The sequence below is a fragment of the Ferribacterium limneticum genome (assembly GCF_020510625.1).
Classification (GTDB): Bacteria; Pseudomonadota; Gammaproteobacteria; order Burkholderiales; family Rhodocyclaceae; genus Azonexus; species Azonexus limneticus_A.
Window position 1 is genome coordinate 42,838 of sequence record NZ_CP075191.1, and the last position, 23,234, is coordinate 66,071.

19 protein-coding genes and 1 riboswitch are annotated in these 23,234 nt (G+C 61.9%); of the genes, 6 read left to right on the forward strand and 13 right to left on the reverse strand.

Annotated elements, in window-relative coordinates; genetic code table 11:
• The first annotated feature begins 197 nt into the window (after window positions 1–197).
• Together KI617_RS00185 and KI617_RS00190 are read left to right on the forward strand one after the other, a co-directional pair.
• The gene (locus KI617_RS00185) at window positions 198–2,180 is read left to right on the forward strand and encodes a primosomal protein N' (protein ID WP_226449531.1); all 1,983 of its coding nucleotides are present in this window, start codon (window positions 198–200) and stop codon (window positions 2,178–2,180) included.
• A 51-nt stretch (window positions 2,181–2,231) separates the two neighbouring features.
• Window positions 2,232–3,215: a hypothetical protein gene (locus KI617_RS00190; protein ID WP_226449533.1), complete on the forward strand. Its 984-nt coding sequence runs from the start codon at window positions 2,232–2,234 to the stop codon at window positions 3,213–3,215.
• Here the strand turns inward: KI617_RS00190 and KI617_RS00195 are convergent.
• From KI617_RS00195 to KI617_RS00210, 4 genes are read right to left on the reverse strand one after another with little or no spacing between them, the layout of a single operon-like run.
• The gene (locus KI617_RS00195) at window positions 3,159–4,376 is read right to left on the reverse strand and encodes an MFS transporter (protein WP_226449535.1); all 1,218 of its coding nucleotides are present in this window, start codon (window positions 4,374–4,376) and stop codon (window positions 3,159–3,161) included. The two genes, KI617_RS00190 and KI617_RS00195, sit on opposite strands and share 57 nt — an antisense overlap.
• The gene (locus KI617_RS00200; RefSeq protein ID WP_226449545.1) at window positions 4,373–5,077 is read right to left on the reverse strand and encodes an MOSC domain-containing protein; all 705 of its coding nucleotides are present in this window, start codon (window positions 5,075–5,077) and stop codon (window positions 4,373–4,375) included. Before KI617_RS00200 ends, KI617_RS00195 begins: the two co-directional genes overlap by 4 nt.
• 18 nt (window positions 5,078–5,095) lie before the next feature.
• Entirely contained in the window at window positions 5,096–5,989 is an 894-nt protein-coding gene (locus KI617_RS00205) for an ROK family protein (RefSeq protein ID WP_226449547.1), read from the reverse strand.
• Window positions 5,989–6,639 (reverse strand): class I SAM-dependent methyltransferase, encoded by a 651-nt coding sequence (locus tag KI617_RS00210; protein WP_226449549.1) that lies wholly within the window; start codon window positions 6,637–6,639, stop codon window positions 5,989–5,991. The genes KI617_RS00205 and KI617_RS00210 overlap by 1 nt, the downstream gene beginning before the upstream one ends.
• 83 nt (window positions 6,640–6,722) lie before the next feature.
• Between KI617_RS00210 and KI617_RS00215 the strand changes: the two genes are divergently transcribed.
• Window positions 6,723–7,052, forward strand: a complete 330-nt coding sequence (locus tag KI617_RS00215; protein WP_226449551.1) for a DUF1840 domain-containing protein — start codon at window positions 6,723–6,725, stop codon at window positions 7,050–7,052.
• Between the two features lie 7 nt (window positions 7,053–7,059).
• Here KI617_RS00215 and KI617_RS00220 read toward each other — a convergent pair whose 3' ends face one another.
• The 4 genes from KI617_RS00220 to KI617_RS00235 are packed head-to-tail and all read right to left on the reverse strand — an operon-like array spanning window position 7,060 to window position 12,017.
• Entirely contained in the window at window positions 7,060–10,653 is a 3,594-nt protein-coding gene (locus KI617_RS00220) for a PAS domain-containing hybrid sensor histidine kinase/response regulator (RefSeq protein ID WP_226449553.1), read from the reverse strand.
• A 24-nt stretch (window positions 10,654–10,677) separates the two neighbouring features.
• Complete coding sequence (locus tag KI617_RS00225) at window positions 10,678–11,247, reverse strand: hypothetical protein (RefSeq protein ID WP_226449555.1); 570 nt, start codon at window positions 11,245–11,247, stop codon at window positions 10,678–10,680.
• Between the two features lie 37 nt (window positions 11,248–11,284).
• Window positions 11,285–11,647, reverse strand: a complete 363-nt coding sequence (locus KI617_RS00230) for a cupin domain-containing protein (protein WP_226449557.1) — start codon at window positions 11,645–11,647, stop codon at window positions 11,285–11,287.
• 1 nt (window position 11,648) lies between these two features.
• Entirely contained in the window at window positions 11,649–12,017 is a 369-nt protein-coding gene (locus KI617_RS00235) for a c-type cytochrome (RefSeq protein WP_226449559.1), read from the reverse strand.
• A gap of 55 nt (window positions 12,018–12,072) precedes the next feature.
• Here KI617_RS00235 and KI617_RS00240 point away from each other — a divergent pair, with 55 nt between their 5' ends.
• The gene (locus KI617_RS00240) at window positions 12,073–12,783 is read left to right on the forward strand and encodes an N-acetylmuramoyl-L-alanine amidase family protein (protein ID WP_226449560.1); all 711 of its coding nucleotides are present in this window, start codon (window positions 12,073–12,075) and stop codon (window positions 12,781–12,783) included.
• Window positions 12,784–12,789: 6 nt separating this feature from the next.
• Here KI617_RS00240 and murB read toward each other — a convergent pair whose 3' ends face one another.
• Window positions 12,790–13,803 (reverse strand): UDP-N-acetylmuramate dehydrogenase, encoded by a 1,014-nt coding sequence (murB, locus tag KI617_RS00245; protein WP_404826763.1) that lies wholly within the window; start codon window positions 13,801–13,803, stop codon window positions 12,790–12,792.
• A 167-nt stretch (window positions 13,804–13,970) separates the two neighbouring features.
• Between murB and KI617_RS00250 the strand changes: the two genes are divergently transcribed.
• Window positions 13,971–15,689 (forward strand): ABC transporter ATP-binding protein/permease, encoded by a 1,719-nt coding sequence (locus KI617_RS00250; protein ID WP_226449562.1) that lies wholly within the window; start codon window positions 13,971–13,973, stop codon window positions 15,687–15,689.
• A gap of 18 nt (window positions 15,690–15,707) precedes the next feature.
• Here KI617_RS00250 and metH read toward each other — a convergent pair whose 3' ends face one another.
• Window positions 15,708–19,370 carry a methionine synthase gene (metH, locus tag KI617_RS00255; RefSeq protein WP_226449564.1) on the reverse strand — a complete coding sequence of 1,221 codons (3,663 nt, stop codon included), beginning with the start codon at window positions 19,368–19,370 and terminating at the stop codon, window positions 15,708–15,710.
• Window positions 19,371–19,449: 79 nt separating this feature from the next.
• Window positions 19,450–19,536, reverse strand: a riboswitch (S-adenosyl-L-homocysteine riboswitch).
• Window positions 19,537–19,585: 49 nt separating this feature from the next.
• Window positions 19,586–20,080 carry an outer membrane protein assembly factor BamE domain-containing protein gene (gene bamE, locus KI617_RS00260; RefSeq protein WP_226449566.1) on the reverse strand — a complete coding sequence of 165 codons (495 nt, stop codon included), beginning with the start codon at window positions 20,078–20,080 and terminating at the stop codon, window positions 19,586–19,588.
• An 89-nt stretch (window positions 20,081–20,169) separates the two neighbouring features.
• On the opposite strand from bamE, the gene KI617_RS00265 reads away from it, so the two are divergent.
• Window positions 20,170–20,562: a rhodanese-like domain-containing protein gene (locus KI617_RS00265; RefSeq protein WP_226449567.1), complete on the forward strand. Its 393-nt coding sequence runs from the start codon at window positions 20,170–20,172 to the stop codon at window positions 20,560–20,562.
• Here the strand turns inward: KI617_RS00265 and KI617_RS00270 are convergent.
• Both KI617_RS00270 and KI617_RS00275 read right to left on the reverse strand, forming a co-directional pair.
• Complete coding sequence (locus KI617_RS00270) at window positions 20,542–21,744, reverse strand: multidrug effflux MFS transporter (RefSeq protein ID WP_226449569.1); 1,203 nt, start codon at window positions 21,742–21,744, stop codon at window positions 20,542–20,544. The two genes, KI617_RS00265 and KI617_RS00270, sit on opposite strands and share 21 nt — an antisense overlap.
• Window positions 21,737–23,233, reverse strand: a complete 1,497-nt coding sequence (locus KI617_RS00275) for a YifB family Mg chelatase-like AAA ATPase (protein ID WP_226449571.1) — start codon at window positions 23,231–23,233, stop codon at window positions 21,737–21,739. Before KI617_RS00275 ends, KI617_RS00270 begins: the two co-directional genes overlap by 8 nt.
• Window position 23,234: the final 1 nt, after the last annotated feature.

Genomic DNA, 23,234 nt, shown 5'->3' on the forward strand with positions numbered 1-23,234 from the left:
TGAATTTAAAGGGTTTTGATTGTTGCTCAATATTTCGGCAGAGTGACAAAATCCTTACCGCACCGTGACTTGGCGCCAATTCGCCAAAGCAATCCACAATGTTATCCACAGTTATTGTGGACAACTTGAAAAGCGGCCGAAATTGATCCTGTCCAGCCTGTTTTTATGGAGAAATGACGGCATCAGCCGCTAAATCCATGCGAGTTTTGCGCGTTGCCCTCGATTTGCCGCTGCATCGACTTTTCGATTATGTCGTCGAGTCGGCGTCGCCCGACGATATCGGTTTGCGCGTCCGGGTGCCTTTTGGCCGTGGCGAGAAACTTGGGGTCATTGTCGAGGTGCTAGCCGAAAGCGACTGGCCACTCGAACAGCTGAAACCGGCGATAGAAATACTGCGTGATCTGCTGCCTTTGCCGGCCGATTTCTTCCGCCTTTGCCAGTTTGCCAGTGCTTACTATCAGGCTGCACTGGGTGAAGTGATCATGCAGGCATTGCCGGTTGGCCTCAAGCGCCTTGATCCGCCAACCCGGCGCAATGCCCGGGCGAGCCGTCCGTCGGTCGCGCTGGCGCCCCCCGCCTTGACCCAAGAGCAAACCATCGCCGTGGCGGCCGTTGATCCAGCGGCCGGGTTTTCTGCCCATCTGCTGCATGGGGTGACGGGCAGCGGCAAGACCGAGGTTTACCTGCGCCTGGTCGAAAGGGCGCTGGCCGATGGCAAGCAGGTCTTGTTGCTGGTGCCGGAAATCAATCTGACGCCACAGCTCGAAGGGCGCGTGCGCTCCCGTTTTCCTGATGCGGGGGTGGTTTCCTTGCATAGCGAACTGGCCGAGGCGGCCCGTGAGCGGAACTGGCGGGCGGCCTTTTCCGGCGAGGCGAGTATCGTGCTCGGCACCCGCTTGTCGATCTTCACGCCCATGCCGCGTCTAGGGCTGATTGTCGTTGATGAAGAGCACGATGCCTCGTTCAAGCAACAGGATGGCATGCGCTACTCGGCGCGGGATGTTGCGGTTTTTCGCGCCCACCAGCTAGGCATTCCTGTCCTGCTTGGTTCGGCGACGCCATCGCTGGAAACCTGGGCCAACGCCCAGAGCAAGCGCTACAACCTGATCACCTTGCTCGAACGGGCCAATCCGGAGGCCTCATTGCCGGCCATCCACATCCTCGATACGCGCAAGATGGTCCTTCAGGAGGGGGTTGGCGCACCGCTGGTTGCCGCCATCAAGGAACGTCTGGCCCGCGGCGAGCAGAGCCTGGTTTTCCTCAATCGCCGGGGTTATTCACCGGTGCTGGCTTGCCCGGCTTGTGGCTGGGTGTCGCGCTGCACGCGTTGTGCCGCCAATATGGTGCTGCATCTGGCCGACAAGCGGCTGCGTTGCCATCACTGCGGCTGCGAGCACCGGATTCCCAAAGCCTGCCCGACCTGCGGCAACCAGGATATCCATCCCTTCGGACGGGGCACGCAGCGGCTGGAAGGCTGGTTGCAGGAGACTTTTCCCGAGGCCCGCGTGCTCCGTGTCGACCGTGACTCGGTCAAGAGCCGCAAGCAATGGGAGGTCATGCTCGACCGCATCCACGGCGGCGAGGCCGACATTCTGGTCGGCACGCAGATGCTGGCCAAGGGCCATGATTTCCCCAAACTGACGCTGGTCGGCGTGCTGGGGGCCGATTCAGCATTGTTTGCCGCCGACTGGCGTGCCCCGGAGCGCCTGTTTGCCCAGTTGATGCAGGTGGCCGGGCGGGCCGGGCGGGCCGAACTGAAGGGCGAGGTGCAGATCCAGACGCAATACCCGGATCACCCGCTGTTCGCCTCGCTGGTCAAGCACGACTACCCGGGCTTTGCCGCCGAGCAGCTCAAGGAGCGCGAACAGGCCGGCTTCCCGCCCTATGCCTTCCAGGCCGTCTTGCGTGCCGAGGCGCCGGAGATGGCCGATGCGATTGCCTTTCTGAAGACAGCCGCCGCCATGCCGCTGATTGGCGAGCACGAAAACATCATGATTTACGACCCGGTGCCGATGAAGCTGGCCCGGCTGGCCAATCTGGAGCGCGGCCAATTGCTCGCCGAGTCCTATTCCCGCCCGGCGCTGCAGGCCTTTCTGCCGCTCTGGCGCGAAGCCATCGAAGGCATCAAGTCGCCCTCGAAACTGCGCTGGCATATCGAAGTCGATCCACTGGAATTCTGACCGGCACGGCCCTTGCAATGATGACAATCCATCAACCGCAAGGAGGGCATCATGAAAATCCTGGATTCAACGGTACAACTCTCGGCCAGCCACGAGGCGAGTAGCAGCCGGAGCATGGAGATCACCAGCAGCAGCGGCTTTCGGCAGGTATTCGACAGCCTGTCCGCCGGCATGCCGGATGATCAGATAGCCGCCCGGCAGCGTGTCCAGAAGCTGCTGCAATCACTGATCGATGCCATTCTCGCCGCCATCGACGGCAAGAAATGCGAGGAAAACATTGCCGCCGGCGAGACCTTGCCGCAGGAACTGCCGCCGGCCGCCCGGGGCCGGGAAATGACCTGGAGCCGCCATGTCAGCGAAACGTTCAGTGAAAGCGAAAAGACCTCGGTTTGCGGCAAGGGCTGCGTAAAAACCAGCGATGGACGCGACATCGCTTTCGATTTTTCACTCAATCTGGCGCGCGACTATCAGCGAAATTCCGTATCGGATGAAAGTGGCAGCGTTACCCTGCGCGACCCGCTGATCATCAATTTCAATGGCAAATCCAGCGAGTTGACCGCCGAACGTATTTCCTTCGATCTGAATGCCGACGGCGTGCCGGAGGAAATCCCCGGCCTTGGCTCTGGCAGCGGGTTCCTGGTATTTGACCGCAATGGCAACGGCAAGGCCGATAACGGCAGCGAGTTGTTCGGTGTCGCCAGCGGCAATGGGTTTGCCGATCTGGCCTTGCTCGACGGCGACCATAACGGCTGGATCGACGAAGGCGATGCTGCGTTCAGCCAGCTTGCCGTCTGGTCTGGCGATGGCTTTGCCTCACTGGCTCAGCGCGGTGTCGGGGCACTCCATACCGCTGCGGTCGATGCGCCATTTGCGCTGAAGACCGACGACAACGCCTTGCTCGGACAGATCCGGGCGGCCGGCCTCTACCTCAGCGAGGCGGGAGAGGTCGGCCACCTGCAGCAGGTTGATCTGGCGGTCTCAAGCCCGGCGAGCGGGCCTAAGAATCCAGCCGAGGGCCAGCACCTGGCCGCCTAGCAGGCAGAAGAAGGCGGCACGGTAAGCCGTGTCGCCTGCCCAGCCATTGGCCTGCAGGGCATCAACGAAGCCGCCGATACCCCATTGCAGGCCGAAAGCCCCGGCGAAGACCAGCAGGTTGAGTGCCGTATTGGCCCGGCCAGAGAGCGCCGGCGGGAATGATTGGGAAACCAGCGAGTAGGAAATGTTGGACAGCGAAAAACAGATACCGAGTATCGGCCACAGCCAGTCGCCAGCCACGGTCGGCAGGCTGCTGATTGCGGCGAAGCAGGCGAGGGCGACGACCATCGCGCCAAGATAGAGCTGCTCCAGCTTGATGCCGCGCCGGACGAGGGCGGTCGCGAAGAAGCCCATGAACAGGAAGCCGGCCAGCATGGCGCCGCTGATCCAGGTCAGGCGGGCGGCGACGGCGGTACCTTCCATGCCTTCGAGCACGCTCATCCAGCGCGATGCCCACAAGCCTTGCACGGCCATGAAACCGCCGGTGAAAAAGAAGCCCATCGGGGCGTAGCGCCAGAAATGCGGGCTGGCAAAAATCTGTTTGACGCCCGCCAGCTGTTCGGCCAAGCCAGCGCCTTTCTGCTCGTTGGCCTTGTCCGGTACTTTCAGCCAAAGCAATGCCGCCACCATCAGCGTCGTCACGGCAAGGGCAAAGGCGATTTCCCGCCAGCCGGCAAAGCCGAGAGCGATTTCCAGTGGTTTGGAAGCAGCCAGCGCACCCAGGCCGCCGGAAGCCATGATCCAGCCGGTCAGCGAGGCCTGGCGTTCCGGGGGGAACCACTGTGAAAAGGCCTTGAACGAAGCCATCAGGCAGGCCGATACCCCAAGGCCGATCAGCGCCCGCCCGGTGGCCAGGCCGCCCAGCCCATCCGACAGGGAAAACACGGCGGCGCCGGTGGCTGCGATGACGAGCAGTCCGGCTTCGACCCGACGGGGACCGAAGCGGTCGAGCAACATGCCAAGCGGCAACTGGGCCAGGCCGAAGGCCAGAAAGTAGGTGCTTGTCAGCAAACCGAGGGCATTGTCGCCGAGGTTCAGCTCGCGGGCCAGGACCGGACCGATGACCGCATTGACCGTGCGGAAAAGGTAGGACAGGAAATAGCCGGCAGCAAAGGGCAGGAACAGCCTGAGCCACAGGGTTCGGGGTTCGGGGTAAGTCACGGATTCTCCGGTTTCACGTGGAACGCCACAGGTTGCGGCGGTGTCGCTTGCGGGTTTTTGCGGAGCCATTCGACACGTGTCGTGATCTTTTGTTTCCAGTTTTCGGCGATACCCGGGGTGGCGGCCAGTTTTTCCAGATCGGCGAGCGCCGGACGATGGGCCTGCCAGCATTGCATGGCCTCGGCCAGGGTAAATGCCTCCGTAGCAGCCCGCTCGATATCTAGACTATCGCCCGGGGCAACCGTGCCCGGTGTGACGACGCGCCAATACCAGCCGGTCAGCCTTTCGTGGGCAATGAATTCCGCCATGCCCTCGCAGGCAAAGCGTTCGTCGATCTTCCAGCATGGATTGCGCGGCTGGCAAAGCTGCAGGCGGGCGCTGCCGAGGCGCCAGATATCGCCAATGCGGACATTGTTCTCGTCGAGATCGGCCGTCGAGATGTTTTCGCCCAGGCTGCCGATGACCAATTGGCCGGCGGCCTCGGGGAAGCGGGCGGCCAGGCGGGCGTAGTGGCGGGCCGGATAGAGATGGACCGCCTTGTCCGGGCCGCCATGTACACGGCGGTCGGCTTGCTGGTCGCCGACGAAGCCTTCGTAACCGAGTTCGAGAGCGGTGACGACTGCCTGCTTGTACATGCCGGTCGGCCGACCGGATTCAGGGAGCGGTCGAATACCGCCAATAAATAGGGAAACGTTTGCCATGGTGGCCCGATTTTGCCATCAATTCCACAGCCACGCCGCGCCGCGGACCCCCGAGGAATCCCCATGAGTGGGCGGCAGGAATTTCGTGTAGATGACGTCAGAAAAGACATGCGGGCGGCAGCGTTCCGGCAGATTGGCATAAAGCCGTTGCAGGTTCGACAGGCCGCCACCGATCACGATGACTTGAGGATCGAGGATGTTGATGACCCCGGCCAGAGCGCGGCCGAGTCTCTCCTCATAACGTTGCAGCGTGGCATCACAGGCCTTGTCGTCGGCACTGGCACGCGAATCGATCTCGGCAGCATCCAGCGTTTCGCCGGTGTGGCGACCATGATCGGCCGCTAGCGCCGGGCCGCAAAGATAGGTTTCGATACAGCCCCACCGGCCGCAATAGCAGCTTGGCATCGGCAGGTCGTTGCCGCTCGCCAGCGGCAGCGGGTTGTGCCCCCATTCCCCGGCGATGGCGTTGGCGCCAGACAGCACCCGCTGATTGACGACGATGCCGCCCCCGACGCCGGTGCCGAGAATGATCCCGAAGACAACGCTGGCATCACGGCCGCTGCCATCGATGGCTTCAGAAAGCGCAAAGCAATTGGCGTCGTTGGCCAGCCTGACCTCGCGCTGCAATAGCGCCTGCAGATCGCGCTTCAGTGGCTTGCTGATCAGGCAGGTCGAATTGGCATTCTTGATCAACCCCGAGGCCAGCGATTCTGCCCCGGGAATACCGATGCCGACGCTGCCTCGCTGACCGAGCCTGGATTCGGCTTCTTCGACCAGTCCGGCCACAGCCATCAGCGTCGCCATGTAATCGCCTTGCGGCGTCGCGATACGCTGGCGCAGCAATTCGCGGCCGTCATCGGCCAGCGCGATGATCTCGATTTTGCTCCCGCCGAGGTCGATGCCGAGTCGCATCAGACTCGGACGGCGATGCCCTTGACGTTACCGTAGGTGGTGGTCAGGGTGCGCAGGACGCTGGCGCCGGCTTCGAGCAGCAGCATGAACAGGTTACGTTCGGTGTATAGGCAGACCGGTTGCCGGATGTCGTATTTCTCCGCGAGGGCGGGCGAAAGCTCGGCAAAACGCTGGTCGACGGTCACTTCGCCGGCGCTATAGCCCTCGCTCAGTTCGGAGTGCAGGCCGAGCACGGATAGGTACAACTTGCCGCCGATCTTCAAGCGGAGCAGCAATTGGCGAACGACCTGACGCGCCTCCTCGTAGGGCATGGCACACAGGCCGCGGCGGACGACGATGATGTCGAAAGGTTCACCAGGAAATTCTTCTGGCAATTCGGACAGCACGCAGGAGGCGAAGGAAATTTCTTCACGCAGACCCGAGGCCAGGATGCGACCCTCGACTTCGTGCAGGAGGCCGGGGTCATCAGCAACGATGACCTGGGCACCCAGTTGGGCGAACTTGATCGCCATTTCGCAGCGTTTGTCGGACATGATCAGGACCGAAACGTGGTGCTCGACCCGCTGTCGCTTGACGCATTCTTCGAGGGCGAAGCGTTCCAACTCGTCAGTCCCTGTCTCCAGTGGATTGGCGGTAATATTGATTGTCATGTCTTGTCTCCCCGCTTTGCTTCATTTTGCATGAAGGCCAGTCGCTGTGACAACATGGAATCGGCGCAGTGAAAGGAAAAACAATGCTAGTTCGCTTTTTATCCAGTGAAACCGGGGAAATCCTGATGTTTGCCGAGGCGGCCAGGCCGCTGTTGCAGGCCATCGGCAAGGAAACCACGGCGCGCGGGGTTTTTACTCAGGAAGAGATGGCCGGCGCCGCACAGGCTTTGCGCGAGGCGGTGCAGCGGGCTGAGGCGCCGCCGCAGGATGACGAATTCGATGAAGCGGGAAAGAAAAAGGAGCCGGTGGTCGCCATTGGCCAGCGTGCCTGGCCCTTGATCGACATGCTTGAACGCTCCAGCCGGGGTGGCGCCAAGGCCAATATCGTCTGGGAAGCGTCGGCGGCGTTCTGAACGCTGGTCAGCCCGCTTGATCGATATTGAAGCCGCGGGCGATGCCGCCGATGACGATGCTCAGTTCATCGGTGAACTGAGCAAAAATTGATTCCGGTGCCGCTTGATTGTCTTTGAGTGCCTGTTCAAGCGCCTTGGCGGCGTTTTGCAGCCCCGATGCGCCGATGGTGCCCGCCAGCCCCTTGGTACTGTGGGCTCGACGTTCGGCAGTTCGGAAATCGCCTGCCGAGACGGCTGTGCTGATGGCCGTTGCTTCATCAATGAATCGGGCGTGGAAGTCGCGCAAGACTTTCTCGTAGAGCGACGGCTTGTTCATCATTCTTCTAAGGCCGTCTGCCTTGTCGATGCCAGGCAGGTCCGGCAGTCCATCGGCGGATGTCATGGGAGAGGTCTCCGGTTTTTTGGGTAGGGCAGATAGGTCTTGTTGGGGGCGCCAGCGGAAAAGCGTCTCTTGCAGCAAGGCGGGATCGATCGGCTTGGTGAGGAAATCATTCATCCCCACCGCCTGGCAACGCTGACGTTCGGAATCGAGCGCATTTGCGGTCATGGCGATGATCACCAGATTCTTGCTGCGCTCATCGGCCCGCAAGCGGCGGGTGGCTTCCAGACCATCCATTTCCGGCATCTGGATGTCCATCAACACGATGTCGTATTTATTGCCGTCAGTGAGGGCTTTCTTCAGGGCGAGCACACCATTGTCGGCGGTATCGACGGTGATGCCGAAGGATTCGAGCATTTCACTGGCGATCAGCAAGTTGGTCGGCATGTCGTCGACCAGCAGCACGCGCAGGCCGGCCAGCGGGGCCGGGGCGCTTGGCGCCGCTGAATTCTGGGCTTCCCTTTCGGCGACCAGCTTGCCGATCTGGGCCGCCGTTACCGGCTTGTTGAGTATCGTATCGACGCAGTGCAGGCGCTCTTCGGCATCCAGCGTTGTAGTATCGCTGGCGGTGACCATGACCAGCCTCGGGCAGGGGGATATCTGGTTACGAATGGCCTCGGCCAGTTCAAGGCCATCCATGCCCGGCATGTTGAAATCGATGGTGACGAATTCGAAGGGGGCTGTTCGCGTATCGGCCAGCAGGCTCAAGGCCTGCCTTCCGGATTCGGCCGGAATCGCCTGGTAGCCGTGTTTTTCGAGCAGACGGATGAGGATGGCACGGGCCAGCGGGCTGTCGTCGACGACCAGCGCGCGGCGCAGGGTACCGTGCGGCAAGCGGGCGTCAAGTGTGCTCAGGCCGAGCTTGACGGTGAAGGTAAAGGTGCTGCCGACGCCAGCCTGACTGCTCACCCAGATGTCGCCCTGCATCAGCTGGGCAAGCCGCTTGCAGATGGTCAGGCCGAGGCCGGTGCCGCCGTATCGGCGGGTGATTGACGAATCGGCCTGGCTGAAGGCCTGGAAAAGGCTACGCTGCTGCTCCTCCGACATGCCGATTCCGGTGTCCTGGACATCGATCTCCAGCTCGGCACACTCGGTATTGCCAGGCAGGCGACGAACGAAAACGGTGACCGAGCCGCTGGCCGTGAATTTCAGGGCATTGCCGAGCAGGTTGATCAGAATCTGTGCGAGGCGCAGCGGGTCGCCGACCAAACTGCCGGGTACATCGGGTTCGACCACATATTGCAGGATCAGGCCCTTTTCCTGGGCCCGGTGCAGCAGAACGCTGGTGACGTTTTCGAGTACGTCATCGAGGGCGAATTCGGTGGCCTCCAGCTCCATCCGCCCGGCTTCGATCTTCGAGAAATCGAGGATGTCGTTGATCAGGCCAAGCAGCATCTGCCCTGAGCCGTGGATGCGCGAAATGTAGTCGCGCTGCTTGCCGGAGAGTTCGCCCTTGAGCAGCAGGTGGGCCAGGCCGATGACCGCATTCATCGGGGTGCGAATTTCGTGGCTCATGTTGGCCAGGAAAGCGGCCTTGGCTTCGGCTGCTGCTTCAGCGGCATGTTTGGCTTCGGTCAGCGCAATTTCGGCCTGTTTGCGTTCGGTAATGTCCTGCAGGGTTTCGATGGCGCCAACGATCCTGCCCTGCTTGTCACGCAAGGGGGCCGCGGTGAAGAACAGCCAGCGGTCGAACATCGGGAAATAGTCTTCCGCCTCGTAACCGCCCTGAACCAGCCTCGAGCGCCGGTATTTGTTGGAATACAAGGCCTGGATCTGCGCCATCTCGCCGGTAATCACCAGGTCGGCCATGATCGGCCGGCGTGAAGGATAGAAGGCTTTCCACTGGTCGCTGGTCCCGACGATATCGCTGGCCTTGACGCCGATGATCTGCTCGCAGGCTTCGTTCCAGTGGGTGATCTTGTGATCGGCATCGAGAACCAGGGTCGGGACCGGGCTGCCGTCGATGATCTTGCTTAGCGTGTCGTGGGCATCTTCGAGCGCGAAAGTACGCTCCTGGACCAGATGTTCGAGGTTTTCGCGATGGGCTTCCAGTTCGCGTTCGGCCTGTAGCTTGCCGGTGACGTCGCGGCTGAAGAGAACGATACCGGTGGGGCGACCGCTTGCATCCACGGTCGTGGTGAACGCCGTGTCGGCATCGAAGCAGGTGCCGTCGAGACGTTGCATCGGCAACTGGCGGCTGGCAATGAAGCCGGTGAATTCTTCCGGGTTGCCAAGAAGACCGATGCTGCCGTCGCGGTCGCTTTCGCCGCCGGGCAACAGGGAACGCACATTGGTTTTACCCGGATCGGCCATTTCATTCAGACCGAACAAGCGGTAGGCCTGCTGGTTGGCCATTTGCAAACAGCCATCGAGACCGAGAAGCAGGATGGCATCGGGCGAGGTTTCAACCAGCGTGCGATAGATCTTTTCGCTCTTCTCGATACGTTGCTGAGCCAGGCGCTCTTCGGTCACATCGAGAACCAGCGACAGGATGCCGACCAGTTTGCCTTGCGGCGTCCGCAAGGCGACATTGTACCAGTTGCATTCAAGCAGCAGGCCGTTCTTGTCCAGGGCGGGGCCGCTGAAAATGCCATTGCCGGAGCCATGCATGACGGCGCGGACGGTCATCGCAAAGGCTTCGTGATGTTCGGCTGGAAGCAGCCGGCGGTGTACCGGCTCGCCGATGATCTCCGCTGCCTTCCAGCCGAACATCTGTTCGGCCCGTTGATTCCACTCGGTGATATGGCCTTGCCTGTCCCACAGGATGAAGGCGAGGGGAGAGGTGTTGTAAAGCGCCCGGAAGCGAAGCTGGCTGTCGCGCAGCGCCGCTTCGGCCTGCTTTTGCTGGGTAATCTCGTTGAAGGTGACGACGACGGAGCTTGTCGTGTCCCCCTGGCTGGTGCCGGGAACCCGCACCTCGAACCACTGCCACAGACCGTCGGCATGCCGCAGACGCAAGGTGAAGGCCGGCTGGCCGCGAGCGGTATTGGCTGCCAGTCTTTCGAAAAGCTTGGCCAGTTGCGGCCGCTCGTCGACATGCGCCAGTGCCAGCCAGGCTTCCGGGGTTTCCGGCAGCACCTCCGGAGCGCAGCCCAGCAGGCTGTGGAAATTGCGGGAAACCCTCAGCTGCCGGGTTTCGGTGTGCCACGACCAGCAGCCCACCCCGGCGATCATTAACGCTTCTTCCAGCGCTTCAGCCGGAATCTGGCTCGAATGCGACATGGTCAAGGGGGTGGCGAATCTGGACTAAAAGAGTTCGATGTCGTCGCTCTTTTCTTTCATTTCCGCCATGTACTTGTCGACGGCTTCCTGAACCGGCATGCCGTTCATCACGGCATCGAACATGGCGATTTCTTCGCGGGTCGAATACTTGGTCTTGATCTTGTCCTGCAGGCCGACCCATTCGGCCGGATTGAACAGGCGGCGGCTATCGGCCACGAGGTCGCTGAGGTCACCCAAGCTGAGTCCGACGTGGGCAAGGCGCTGGACCAGCTTGTCATAAAACTGGAAAGCGATGATGGCTTGATGGACCATGCCGGAAACGTGCTCGGAAACACCGGTCAGGTTCTGCTTGGCGACGCCGACTTCGCCCTGGTCGGGCAGGGTCTGGACGGTATCGGAGATCATCCGCATGTAACCGGCCATGGTGGTGAAGGAGTCGGTCAGCACCTCGACGGAGGTGTTGCTGTCTTTCATCGCGGCTTCGATCTGCACGGCAGAAAGCTCGAGCATCAGCACGGTTTCGCGGACCTGGCTCCAGTTGAGGTCCGGCATGTGGGCGCTGGTGCCGCGCGGTTGATTTGTCTCGTCTGTCATGTTTTCCCCCTTATTAGCCGTCAAACTATAGCGCAATTCATCCTTGCCGTTCTATCAGCACATAGTGTTTGCGGACGGCTTCGAGGACTTCGAAAGTGCCGGTGAAACCGGCCGGGATGATGCAGGCATCACCCGGCCCGAATTCGCTGGCTTGCTGGTCGTTGTCGGTGATCCGCAGGCGGCCTTCGATGACGCAAAAGAATTCATCCTTGCCCGGGCCGAAGGCGATGTTCCAGGCGCCGGGCTCGCACGACCAGATGCCGGCCGACAGATCGCCGTTGGCTGTCAGGAAGTGCTCCCAGGTTGTCCGCAGCGGGTTGCCCTTGACCAGTCGGTCCGGGCGGGGGCGGTCGTAGGCCGGGGTCGGCGTCTGCTGCGAGAAAACGGTCAGTTTTGGCATGTCACTTTTTGCCGCGTTTGTCGGCCTTGGTCCGCCAGCGGGCGAGATCGGCCTGGGTTGGTTCGCTGAATCGGCCGCCGCCGGCGTTGGCCATATGGATGACCGCCCGCGCCACTTCAGCGTCGCTCAGCGCCGGGTTGCCGCCCTTGGCTGGCATTTTCCGGACCCCGCCCAGCGCGGCTGGTACCAGGTCGTCAAGACCTTCGCGGACCAGTTTTCCCCAGCGCTTGGTGTCGCCGAAGACGGGCGCCTTGAATTTGCCGCTGCCGTGGCATTCGATGCAGGTTGCCGCATAGACCTCCGCCCCGGACTTTTCCTGGGCGAAGGCGGGCAGGCTTAAGGCGATGAGTAGCAGGGCAGGGAGACGCATGGCAAACCTCGGCGTTGGTCGGGCGACTATCTTAAATTCCACGGATAATTAAGGCATGAAATTTCTTTTCATTTTTGGCCTGATTTTCGGGGCGACCTTTGCCTTGGCGGCCCCTCCCCTGATCGCTGTCGATGTCGGTCACGGCGGCAAGGACACGGGGGCGATCAGCGCCCGGGGGCGGACCGAATTCGAATTCAATCGCGACTTTGCCGGGCGGCTGGCGGCGACACTGCGCGAACGTGAGCTCGGCGTCCGGGAGGTCAATTTCGATGGCAACATTGGCAGCTTGGCCGCCCGTCCGGTCGCGGCGATCGGCAGCGATTTCTTCATCGCCATCCATCACGATTCGGTCGGCGAACCGTGGTTACTCGACTGGGAATGGAATGGTCAGCCGCAGCGTTATACCGAGGTCAAGCGGGGTTTCGGCATCTTCGTCTCGGCGCAGAATCCCGATCTCGAAACCAGCCTGCGTTGTGCTTCGACCATCGGCGCGATGATGCGCCGGTCCGGCTTCGTGGCATCGGATTGGCATGCCCGCAAGCATGTGCCGGCCGATGCCGAGAATGGCGTCTGGTATTACGACAATCTGGTCGTGCTCTACCGGACGACCTTGCCGGCGGTGCTTTTCGAGGCCGGGGTGATCAAGCATCGCGACGAAGAGCTGGAACTGCTCGACCCCGAGCGCCAGGCGCGCATGGCCGATGCCGTGGCGACCGGCATTGCGGCCTGTCTGTTCGTCAGCGGAACTGACAAGCCGGCCGAATAGGCTGCTTCAGAGGAAGATCGGCTCCGGCGTCAGATCAACGCCGAATTTTTCCCGCACGGCGGCCTGCACGGCCGCCATGGTTCGCTGCACATCGGCGCCCGTTGCGCCGCCATGATTGACCAGCACCAGCGCCTGCTTTTCGTACATGCCGACCGGGCCGAGCGCCTTGCCCTTCCAGCCGGCCTGTTCGATCAGCCAGCCGGCAGCCAGTTTGACCCGGCCATCGGGCTGCGGGTAGCGGGGGAGTGTCGGGTAATCGGTAGCCAGGGCTTCGGCCTGCGTGGCTTCAACGACCGGATTGTGGAAGAAACTACCGGCATTCGGCGTCACAGCCGGGTCGGGCAGCTTTCGCTGGCGAACGGCGATGACCGCCGCGGCAATGTCGCGGGCGCTGGGTGTGGCGATTTGGTGTGCCGCCAGTTCCTGTGCGACGTCGGCGTAACGCATGTTCGGCTGCCAGGCTTTGGGTAGTCGGAAAACCACCGAGGTGATGGCGATCCGGCCATTCAAATGCCAGCCTTGCTGCTTGAACAGGCTGTCGCGGTAGGCGAACCGGCAATCGTCCCGATCGATGGTCAGAACGGCCTTCTTCTCAAAATCCCAGGCGGTGACCGAATGCAGGCAATCAGCGACTTCCAGCCCGTAGGCGCCAATGTTCTGGATCGGCGCGGCGCCAACCGTGCCGGGAATCAGGCTCAGGTTCTCCAGTCCCGGCCAGCCCCGGCTTAATGTCCATTGCACGAAGTCATGCCAGTTTTCGCCGGCGCCGGCTTCGATGAACCATGCCTCGGCATCTTCCTTGAGCAGTCGTTTGCCGGGGATAGCCATGTGCAGCAGCAGGCCATCGAAGTCGCCGGTCAGCACCAGATTGCTGCCGCCGCCCAGGATGAAGCGCTTTTCCCCGGCCAGTTCGGGTGCGGTCAATTGCCCGGGAGCGGTGATTTTTTGGTAGCGCGCTGCCCGACCGGGGAGGGCGAGGGTATTGAACGGGGTGAGGTCGACCTTGGTGCTGGGATTCATAGGCAGGATTTTCGTCGATTTTTGCTCTGCTTTGGGCTTGCTTGTTGGTTGATGGCGGCCAGAGGCAGCGAAGGGTGCTTGACCCGGGCAGCAGCCCGGGAGTACAACATGATCCATACGTGGCGACCGATTTTCGGCGCCCCGGACAACACCATGGCGACACGATAATGAAGCCGGCTGACCGACATCTCTGGCAGCGATTCTGGGCCATAGCCTCGCCGTTCTGGCGTCAGGATGAACGCCTGAAAGCCTGGGGACTGCTGGCGCTGCTGATCTTGCTGCTGTTGGGGCAGACCAAGTTTGCCGTGATGTTCAACGAACAAACCGGAGAGTTCACCTCCGCACTTGCCGCCCGGGACGAAGAGCGCTTCTGGAATTCGATCAAGTTCTGTCTGGGGCTGCTGGTCGCCGCCGTGCCGATCTACACCCTGTATTACTTCGTGCGCGATACCCTGGGCATCCACTGGCGGCGCTGGCTGACCCACCACTTTCTGGAAAGCTATTTCAGCCACCGGCATTTCTACGAGTTGAATGCCAACGCCGGGATCGATAACCCGGACCAGCGGGTGGCCGAAGACATCAATACCTTCACCCAGCGCTCGCTGTATTTCCTGCTCATTTTCATCGGCTCCATCCTGCAACTCGCCGCCTTCAGCAGTGTGCTGTGGTCGATTTCTCACGAGCTGGTCTATTTCCTGATTTTCTATGCGACAGGCGGAACGCTGATCACCATCTTCGTCTTCGGCAGCCGGCTGATGAATCTGAATTTTCACCAGCTACGGCGCGAGGCAGATTTTCGTTTCAGCCTGGTCCGTGTCCGTGAAAATGCCGAGTCGATTGCCCTGTACCGTGGTGAAGCCCAGGAGCTGCAACAGGTCAGGCAGCGTTTTGCCGCAGCCTTCAAGAATTTCAAGCGCCTGATCCGCAGCCAGATGGGGCTCAATTTCTTCCAGCACGCCTATGGCCTGATGACCATCGTGCTGCCCAGCGCCATCATCGCTTCACGGGTGCTTTCCGGTGAGCTTGAGGTTGGCCGGGCGATCCAGGCGGCTGGTGCTTTCGCGGCGATTCTCAGTGCCTTTTCGTTGATCGTCGAAAACTTCGAGAGCCTGAGCCGCTTCGCGGCCGGCATCGAGCGCCTCGATGCGCTGGCCCGCTTCCTGCCCGGCCATCCAGCCGGCTTTGCCCGCAAGGAAAGCACCATTCTGTCGGTGGATGCGCCCCATCTGACCCTGGAAAACCTGACGCTGCAGACGCCGAATTACGAGCGGACACTGATCCGTGATCTGTCGCTGGCGGTCAAGCCGGGCGCGGGACTGATGATTGTCGGCGAAAGCGGCAGCGGAAAGAGTTCGCTGCTGCGCGCCATCGCCGGCATCTGGTACGCCGGCAGCGGCACCATCTACCGGCCGCAGCCGAACGACATCCTGTTCCTGCCCCAGCAGCCCTACATGCTGCTCGGCACCCTGCGCAGCCAGCTGCTTTACCCGCACAAGGAACGCTCGATTGCCGATGCACAACTGCTGAAAGTACTGGAAAAGGTCAACCTGCCCGATCTGGCCAATCGTTTTGGCGGACTGGATGTCGAAATGGACTGGCAGAAGGTGCTGTCCGTCGGCGAGCAGCAGCGCCTGGCTTTTGCCCGCATCCTGATCACCAAGCCCCGCTTCGCCATCCTCGACGAAGCGACCAGCGCGCTGGACAACGCCAACGAGGATGCCCTCTATCGGCTGCTGCAGGAAATGAACACGACCCTGGTCAGCGTCACCCATCGTCCGGCCATTCTCAAGTACCACCAGCAGGTACTGGAGCTGACCGGCAATAGCGCCTGGTTGTCTTATCCGGCCGCTGACTATTGCTTCAAGGCTGAGCGCGACGAGCCTTAGCCCGGCGCGCTCCATCCATTACAGCAAGGGGGCCAGCCAGTACTCGGCGTCCTTGATCGACATGCCCTTGCGCATCGCCCAATCCTCCAGCTGATCGCGGCCGATCTTCGGAATGGCGAAGTAGGTCGCGGCCGGGTGAGCGATATAGAAGCCGGAGACAGCGGCGGCCGGTGTCATGGCGCAGGATTCCGTCAGGTGCATGCCGGCGTTGGCCGGGGCATCGAGCAGGGCGAACAGCTCGCGCTTGGCGGTGTGATCCGGACAGGCCGGGTAGCCGGGGGCGGGGCGGATCCCTTTGTATTGCTCGGCGATCAGCTCGGTATTGGTGAAGGCTTCATCGCTGGCGTAGCCCCAATACTGGGTGCGAATTTGCAGATGCAGCCATTCCGCGCAGGCTTCGGCCAGACGGTCGGCCAGCGACTTGAGCATGATGGCCGAGTAGTCATCATGGGCGGCTTCGAAAGCGGCGACCCGCTCTTCGATACGGTGGCCGGCGGTGACGGCAAAGGCGCCAACGTAATCGTTGTCACCGACAAAATCGGCCAGCGCCGTGTTGAAACGGCCCTTCGGCTGCTTGTGTTGCTGACGCAGGCCGACCCAGCGCGTCAGCTCGGTGGTCCGGCTTTCGTCGCTGTAGATGATGATGTCTTCGTTCTCGGCTTTGGCCGGGTAAAGGCCGAAGACGGCGCGGGCCGACAGCCAGTTCTCGCTGATGATCTTGCCCAGCATTTCCTTGGCATCGGCGTACAGCTGACGTGCCGTTTCGCCGACCGTTTCATTTTCGAGAATGGCCGGATAGCGACCGGCCAGATCCCAGCTCTGGAAGAAAGGCGTCCAGTCGATCAGCAGCGACAGATCGCTCAAGCTCGGGTTGAGGGTTTGCAGGCCGAGTTTTTTGGGCTTGACCGGCGTAAAGGGCTGGTTCCAGGTGAAACGGTTGGCCCGGGCTTCTTCCAGCGTGACCAGCGTGGCGCCCTTGCGGCCTGAATGTTCGGCCCGAACCGCCTCGTATTCGGCGACGATTTCAGCCATGTAGCCATCGCGTTGATCGGTGGACAGCAGCTTGGTGGCGACGCCGACGGCCCGCGAGGCATCCGGTACGTAAACGACTGCGCCCTCGGTGTTGGGGGCGATCTTGATCGCGGTATGGGCACGGCTGGTCGTCGCGCCGCCGATCAACAGCGGCTGCTTCATGTTCAGTCGCTGCATTTCGCTGGCGACGTGGGCCATTTCCTCCAGCGAAGGGGTGATCAGGCCGGACAGGCCGATGATGTCCACGCGATGTTCGAGCGCTGCCTTCAGGATGTTGTCGCAACTGACCATGACGCCGAGGTCGACCACGTCGTAGCCGTTGCAGCCGAGCACGACGCCGACGATGTTCTTGCCGATGTCGTGCACGTCGCCCTTGACCGTGGCCATCAGGATCTTGCCTTTGCTGCCCAGCCCGGTGCGGGTCTTTTCTGCCTCAATGTAGGGCAGCAGGTGGGCGACCGCCTGTTTCATGACGCGGGCTGATTTGACGACCTGCGGCAGGAACATCTTGCCGGCGCCGAACAGGTCACCGACATGGTTCATGCCGTTCATCAGCGGGCCTTCGATGACGGAAAGCGGTGGCTTGCCTTCGGCTTCAAGCTGGGCGCGCACTTCCTCGGTGTCGGCGACGACGAAGTCGGTGATGCCCTTGATCAGCGCGTGTTCCAGACGTTTTTCGACCGACTGTTCACGCCAGCTCAGATCGGGGCCGGTGTCCTTGGCCTTGCCTTCCTTGACCGTCTGGGCGAAATCAACCAGCGCTTCCCCGGCGTTCGGGTTGCGGTTGAGCACCACGTCCTCGACCTTCTGGCGCAGCTCCGGCTCCAGATCATCGTAGATGCCGAGCATGCCGGCATTGACGATACCCATGGTCATGCCGTTCTTGATCGCGTGGTAGAGGAAGACGGTGTGGATCGCCTCACGCACCGGGTCGTTGCCGCGGAAGCTGAACGAGACGTTGGAAACACCGCCGGAAATGTGGGCGTGCGGCAGGTTTTGCTTGATCCAGCGGACGGATTCGATGAAATCGACGGCGTAGTTGTCATGCTCCGGGATGCCGGTGGCGATGGCGAAAATGTTCGGGTCGAAGATGATGTCTTCGGCCGGGAAACCGATGCTCAGCAGCAGCTCGTAGGCGCGCTTCGAAATCTCGGTCTTGCGGGCAAAGGTGTCGGCCTGGCCCTTCTCGTCGAAGGCCATGACAATGACCGCAGCACCGTAGCGGCGGGCCAGTTTGGCCTGTTCGATGAACTTGGCTTCGCCTTCCTTCATCGAGATCGAATTGACGATGCCCTTGCCCTGAATGCACTTGAGCCCGGCTTCGATGACTTCCCATTTCGACGAGTCGATCATGATCGGCACGCGCGAAATGTCTGGTTCCGAAGCAATCAGCTTGAGGAACTTGTCCATGGCGGCCAGCGAATCGAGCATCGCCTCGTCCATGTTGATGTCGATGATCTGGGCGCCGTTCTCGACCTGCTGGCGGGCGACGGCCAAGGCATCGTCGAAACGGCCTTCGAGAATCATGCGGGCGAAGGCCTTGGAGCCGGTGACGTTGGTCCGCTCGCCAACGTTTACATAGAGCGAACCGGGCGTGACGTTGAAGGCTTCCAGGCCGGACAGGCGCAGCGCCGGTTCGATGGCGGGGCGCTGACGCGGGGCAACCGAGGCAACACGTTGGGCGATGGCCTTGATGTGCTCCGGCGAAGTGCCGCAGCAGCCGCCGACGATATTGACGATGCCGCTCTTCGCCCAGCTTTCGATTTCGTCGGCCAGCATGTCGGCCGTTTCGTCGTAACCGCCAAAGGCATTCGGCAGGCCGGCATTGGGGTGGGCCGAGACGTAGCAGTCGCAGACTCGGGACAGTTCCTCGACATACTGGCGCAGTTCCTTGGCGCCGAGCGCGCAGTTCAGGCCGAAACTGACCGGCTGGACGTGGCGCAGCGAATTCCAGAAGGCCTCGGCGGTCTGGCCGGACAGGGTGCGGCCGGAAGCGTCGGTAATCGTGCCGGAAATCATCACCGGCCAGCGGCGCTTGGCGATGTCGAAAAACTTTTCGATGGCGAACAGCGCCGCCTTGGCGTTCAGCGTGTCGAACACCGTCTCGACGAGCAGGATGTCGGCGCCGCCTTCAACTAGGCCGGTGATGGCTTCGACGTAGTTGGATACCAGTTCGTCGAAGGTCACATTGCGATAGCCCGGGTCATTGACGTCCGGCGAGATCGACGCGGTGCGGCTGGTCGGGCCGAGCACGCCGGCGACGAAGCGCGGCTTGGCCGGGTTGGCAGTGGTGAACTCGTCACACAATTGGCGGGCCAGCTTGGCGCCTTCGAAATTCAGTTCGTAGACCAGTTCCGACAGGTTGTAGTCGGCCTGCGATACGGCGGTCGAATTGAAGGTACAGGTTTCGAGAATGTCGGCGCCGGCTTCCAGGTACTCGCGGTGGATGCCGCCGATGATGCCGGGCTGCGTCAGCACCAGCAGGTCGTTGTTGCCCTTGAGGTCGTGCGGGTGATCCTTGAAGCGCTCACCCCGGTAATCGCCCTCCTGCAGGCCGTGCCGCTGGATCATGGTGCCCATGGCGCCGTCGAGGACGAGCAGGCGTTGCTGGAGCAGGGAAGAGAGTTCGGCGGTACGGTTGGGCTGCATGGATCACCTCGGCAAAGCGAAATTGCACCGGGGACGCCGCAAATGACAAACGGCGTCGCAAACCGGCTTGATATTTCAGGGTTTGCGAGCGCCGTTGAACATTGCCGAGCCTGGCCCCGTGTATCCATGAAAAAGCATGGAGAGGGTCGCAGCGCTCCTCGGCAGAAGCGTTAGTTTACCGGGGGCGGGTCAGGCTGCCAAGGGCATTGATTTATTTAGCCTTTCACCGCGACGCGCTTGGAGGTCTTCTTGACGCCGCCGTGGCCGGTGTCGAAATGCACCATGAAGTAGGTTTCGTCCATCGGTGGCATGCCCTCGATGCGCCATTCCCAGACCTCCTCGCGCAAGTTGTCGAAGACGACTTTCGAACCCGGCGCGCCGAGCAGGCGGCGGATGTCGTCCTTGCTCATGCCTTCGCGGACCTTGGCGTAGTTGGTGTCATTCAGGACCTGTTCGAGCTTGCTGACGACATGATCCTGGCCGAAAGTGATCATGTAGCAGCTGCTGCCGTTCGGCTGGCGGGCGTATTCCCAGGTTGCCGTGCCGTCATCGTTCCAGTGGATGAAGCCGGGTTCGCCCATGCGGCTACGCACTTCGGCCTGGGTCGTGATCCCGGGTTTGATTTCCTGCAGGTTGAAATAGTCGCAGGCGGGCAGGGCAGCGGCCACGATGGCGGTGGCAGCGGTGGAAATCCAGGCGGGTAGTTTCATGCGGGCTCCAAGGCGAGGCGGCAAGGCAGTTTACGCTTTCCCAAGCTTGCTTTCATAATATCGGACTCCTCTAATTTTCGGATATGCCGATGCAGCACCTCGATCCCCTTGCCGCACACGCTTTCCTGCAGCATGAGCCGCAAGCCGTGTTGGTCGATTGCCGGACGGAAATCGAGCATATGTACGTCGGTCACCCGGCCGGCGCCGAGCATGTCGCGTGGCAGGAGGGGCCGGACTGGGAAATCGATCCGGAATTCGCCGACAAGGTGAGGCGTCTGGTGAGCGCCGACCTGGCGCGGCCGGTGCTGCTTATTTGTCGCAGTGGTCATCGCTCGCTGCATGCCGCAGAAGCGCTTGAGGCAGCGGGTTTTACCAATGTGATCAACGTGCTTGAAGGCTTCGAAGGGCCGCTTGATGATGATTATCATCGTGGCACACTGGGTGGCTGGCGCTTCCGCGGCCTACCTTGGTACCAGTCGTAGCCGCTGGTGAAGCAGGGCGGCGAGGCCGCCGATCAACATCAATCCGGCCATGCCGAGTGAGAGCGTCAGCGTCGAACCCCACAGGGCCGGGGCGATCAGTGCTGCAACCAGCCCATTGAAGCTCGACTGGAAGAAGGTCTGGCAGGAGGCGGCCAGGCCGCGCTGGGCCGGGAATGGATCGAGCGCGAAAATGGTCAGACAGGGCATGGCCAGCGACATGCCCATGGTGTAAACAAAGATTGGCATCACATTCCAAGGCAGGCCGGGCGGCAAGGTCATATTCACGCCCAGGTTGATGGCTGCCGCCGTACCCATGATGGCATAGCCCAGCGCGATGGTTCGCGACAGCGAGAATTTGCCGGCCATTCGCCCCGACAGCCATGAGCCACAGACCAGGCCGCTCATCGCCGGCCCGAACAGCCAGAGGAAGCCGGTTTCGGCGACGCCGAGATGCTGCATCAGGAAGACCGGGGCCGACAGGATGTACAGGAAAAAGCCGCCAAAGTTCATCGACAGCGCGGCGCAGGCGAGCAGGAAGGGCGGCGAGGTCAGTACTTTCCAGTAGGTTTTTCCGAGGTAGCCCGGGCGCAACGACTGGCGTTTTTCCGGGGTCAGGGTTTCCGGCAGCAGCTTCCAGCAGGCGAACCACAGTGCTACGGTCGATAGCACCAGAAAAGCAAATACCGAACGCCAGCCGAATAGCGTTTGCAGCCAGCCGCCGATGACCGGTGCGACGGCCGGGGCCAGGGCGAACATCATGGTGATCTGTGACATCAGGCGCTGGGCCGCCGCGCCGTCGAACAGGTCGCGAACGATGGCCCGGCTGAGCACGATGCCGGCCCCCGCCGTGATGCCCTGCATGGCGCGCCAGAACCACAGTTGCTCGATGCTGGTCGCGATCATGCATCCCGCCGAGGCGATGGCGAACAAACCGAGCGCCACCAGGACGACCTTGCGCCGCCCGAAACGGTCGGCAATCGCCCCATGCCAGAGCGTCATCAGGGCAAATGAAAATAGGTAAACGGAGAGTGTCTGCTGGACCTGAAGCGGGCTGGCGTTCAGCTTTTCGCCGATTTCATGGAAGGACGGCAGGTAGGTGTCGATCGAAAACGGGCCGATTGCCGACATCGATGCAAGCAGCAGGGCGATGCCGCGCGTATCGCGCCGGCTGCTTTCAGCCACGGGCGAAGCGCCGGTACTGGATGGCTTCGGCGATGTGGGGCGCGCGGATGTCGTCGCTGCCGGCCAGATCGGCAATGGTCCGGGCGACTTTCAGGATGCGATGCCAGGCGCGGGCCGACAGATCGAGCTGCGTTGTCGCCTGCTGCAACAGCTTGCTGCCGGTTTCGTCGGGCTGGCAGCTGGCATCGACTTCCTTGGTGCTCAGGCGGGCATTCGGCTTGTGCTGGCGAGCCTGTTGCCGGGCCTGGGCCTGTTCGACACGGGCGCGGACGGTCTCAGACGATTCACCATCGGCCTTGCCGGCGAGGGCGTCGGACGGTAGCGCCGGGACTTCGATGATCAGGTCGATGCGATCGAGGAAGGGCCCGGACAGTTTGCCGCGATAGCGGGCGATCTGGTCCGGTGTGCACCGGCATTTGTTATTGCCGTGTCCCAAAAATCCGCAAGGGCAGGGATTCATTGCGGCAATCAATTGGAATTCGGCCGGAAACTCGGCATGGCGAGCTGCCCGGGCAATATGGATACGGCCAGATTCGAGCGGCTCGCGCAGCGTTTCGAGTACCTTGCGATCGAATTCGGGCAGTTCATCGAGGAAAAGGATGCCCTGATGGGCCAAACTGATTTCGCCGGGTCGAGGCGGATTACCGCCGCCAACGAGGGCCACTGCCGAAGCGGTGTGGTGCGGTTGACGGTAAGGGCGAACGCCGAAGGTTTCTGGTCGAAATTGCCCGACCAGCGACAGGACAGCCGCCGAGGCCTTGGCCGCCTCGCCTTCGAGGGCGGGCATCAGGCCGGGCAAGCGGGCGGCGAGCATCGATTTGCCCGAACCGGGCGGGCCGACCATTAGTAAGGAGTGGTTGCCGGCCGCGGCGATTTCCAGCGCCCGCTTGGCCTGGGTCTGGCCGCGAACCTCGGCGAGGTCGGGAAATTTCGGCCAGTTTTCAGTATTGACCGAGGCAATCGCTGGCGGCAGTGCCTCGCGATCAGCCAGATGGGCACAGACATCAAGCAGCGAACGGGCTGACAGAATGTGAGTCGAGCCGGTCAGCGCGGCTTCCTGGGCGCTGGCTTCGGGCAGGATGAAGGCCTTGCCGTTGTCGCTGGTTTGCAGTGCCATGGCCAGCGCACCGCGAATCGGGCGCAGTTCGCCCGAAAGCGAGAGTTCCCCGGCAAATTCGTAGTCGGCCAGCGGTGGCGTCGGAATCTGGCCGCTGGCGGCGAGAATGCCGAGCGCGATCGGCAGATCGAAGCGGCCGGACTCCTTGGGCAGATCGGCCGGCGCCAGATTGACGGTGATCCGCTTGCTGGGAAATTCAAAGCCGGAATTGATGATGGCCGCGCGGACGCGGTCACGCGCTTCCTTGACTTCCGTGTCAGGCAAGCCAACCAGTGTGAAACTGGGCAAGCCGCTGGCGAGGTGCGCCTCGACAATGACCGGTGGCGCGTTCAGGCCATCCAGCCCACGGCTGTGTGCGATGGCCAGCGCCATA

Bases quoted from the DNA above. Each gene is read 5' to 3' on its own strand.
- KI617_RS00185 (WP_226449531.1), top strand. From the start codon at position 198: ATGCGAGTTTTGCGCGTTGCCCTCGATTTGCCGCTGCATCGACTTTTC.
- KI617_RS00190 (WP_226449533.1), top strand. From the start codon at position 2,232: ATGAAAATCCTGGATTCAACGGTACAACTCTCGGCCAGCCACGAGGCG.
- KI617_RS00200 (WP_226449545.1), bottom strand. From the start codon at position 5,077: ATGGCAAACGTTTCCCTATTTATTGGCGGTATTCGACCGCTCCCTGAA.
- KI617_RS00205 (WP_226449547.1), bottom strand. From the start codon at position 5,989: ATGCGACTCGGCATCGACCTCGGCGGGAGCAAAATCGAGATCATCGCG.
- KI617_RS00210 (WP_226449549.1), bottom strand. From the start codon at position 6,639: ATGACAATCAATATTACCGCCAATCCACTGGAGACAGGGACTGACGAG.
- KI617_RS00215 (WP_226449551.1), top strand. From the start codon at position 6,723: ATGCTAGTTCGCTTTTTATCCAGTGAAACCGGGGAAATCCTGATGTTT.
- KI617_RS00220 (WP_226449553.1), bottom strand. From the start codon at position 10,653: ATGTCGCATTCGAGCCAGATTCCGGCTGAAGCGCTGGAAGAAGCGTTA.
- KI617_RS00225 (WP_226449555.1), bottom strand. From the start codon at position 11,247: ATGACAGACGAGACAAATCAACCGCGCGGCACCAGCGCCCACATGCCG.
- KI617_RS00230 (WP_226449557.1), bottom strand. From the start codon at position 11,647: ATGCCAAAACTGACCGTTTTCTCGCAGCAGACGCCGACCCCGGCCTAC.
- KI617_RS00235 (WP_226449559.1), bottom strand. From the start codon at position 12,017: ATGCGTCTCCCTGCCCTGCTACTCATCGCCTTAAGCCTGCCCGCCTTC.
- KI617_RS00240 (WP_226449560.1), top strand. From the start codon at position 12,073: ATGAAATTTCTTTTCATTTTTGGCCTGATTTTCGGGGCGACCTTTGCC.
- murB (WP_404826763.1), bottom strand. From the start codon at position 13,803: ATGAATCCCAGCACCAAGGTCGACCTCACCCCGTTCAATACCCTCGCC.
- KI617_RS00250 (WP_226449562.1), top strand. From the start codon at position 13,971: ATGAAGCCGGCTGACCGACATCTCTGGCAGCGATTCTGGGCCATAGCC.
- metH (WP_226449564.1), bottom strand. From the start codon at position 19,370: ATGCAGCCCAACCGTACCGCCGAACTCTCTTCCCTGCTCCAGCAACGC.
- bamE (WP_226449566.1), bottom strand. From the start codon at position 20,080: ATGAAACTACCCGCCTGGATTTCCACCGCTGCCACCGCCATCGTGGCC.
- KI617_RS00265 (WP_226449567.1), top strand. From the start codon at position 20,170: ATGCAGCACCTCGATCCCCTTGCCGCACACGCTTTCCTGCAGCATGAG.
- KI617_RS00275 (WP_226449571.1), bottom strand. From the start codon at position 23,233: ATGGCGCTGGCCATCGCACACAGCCGTGGGCTGGATGGCCTGAACGCG.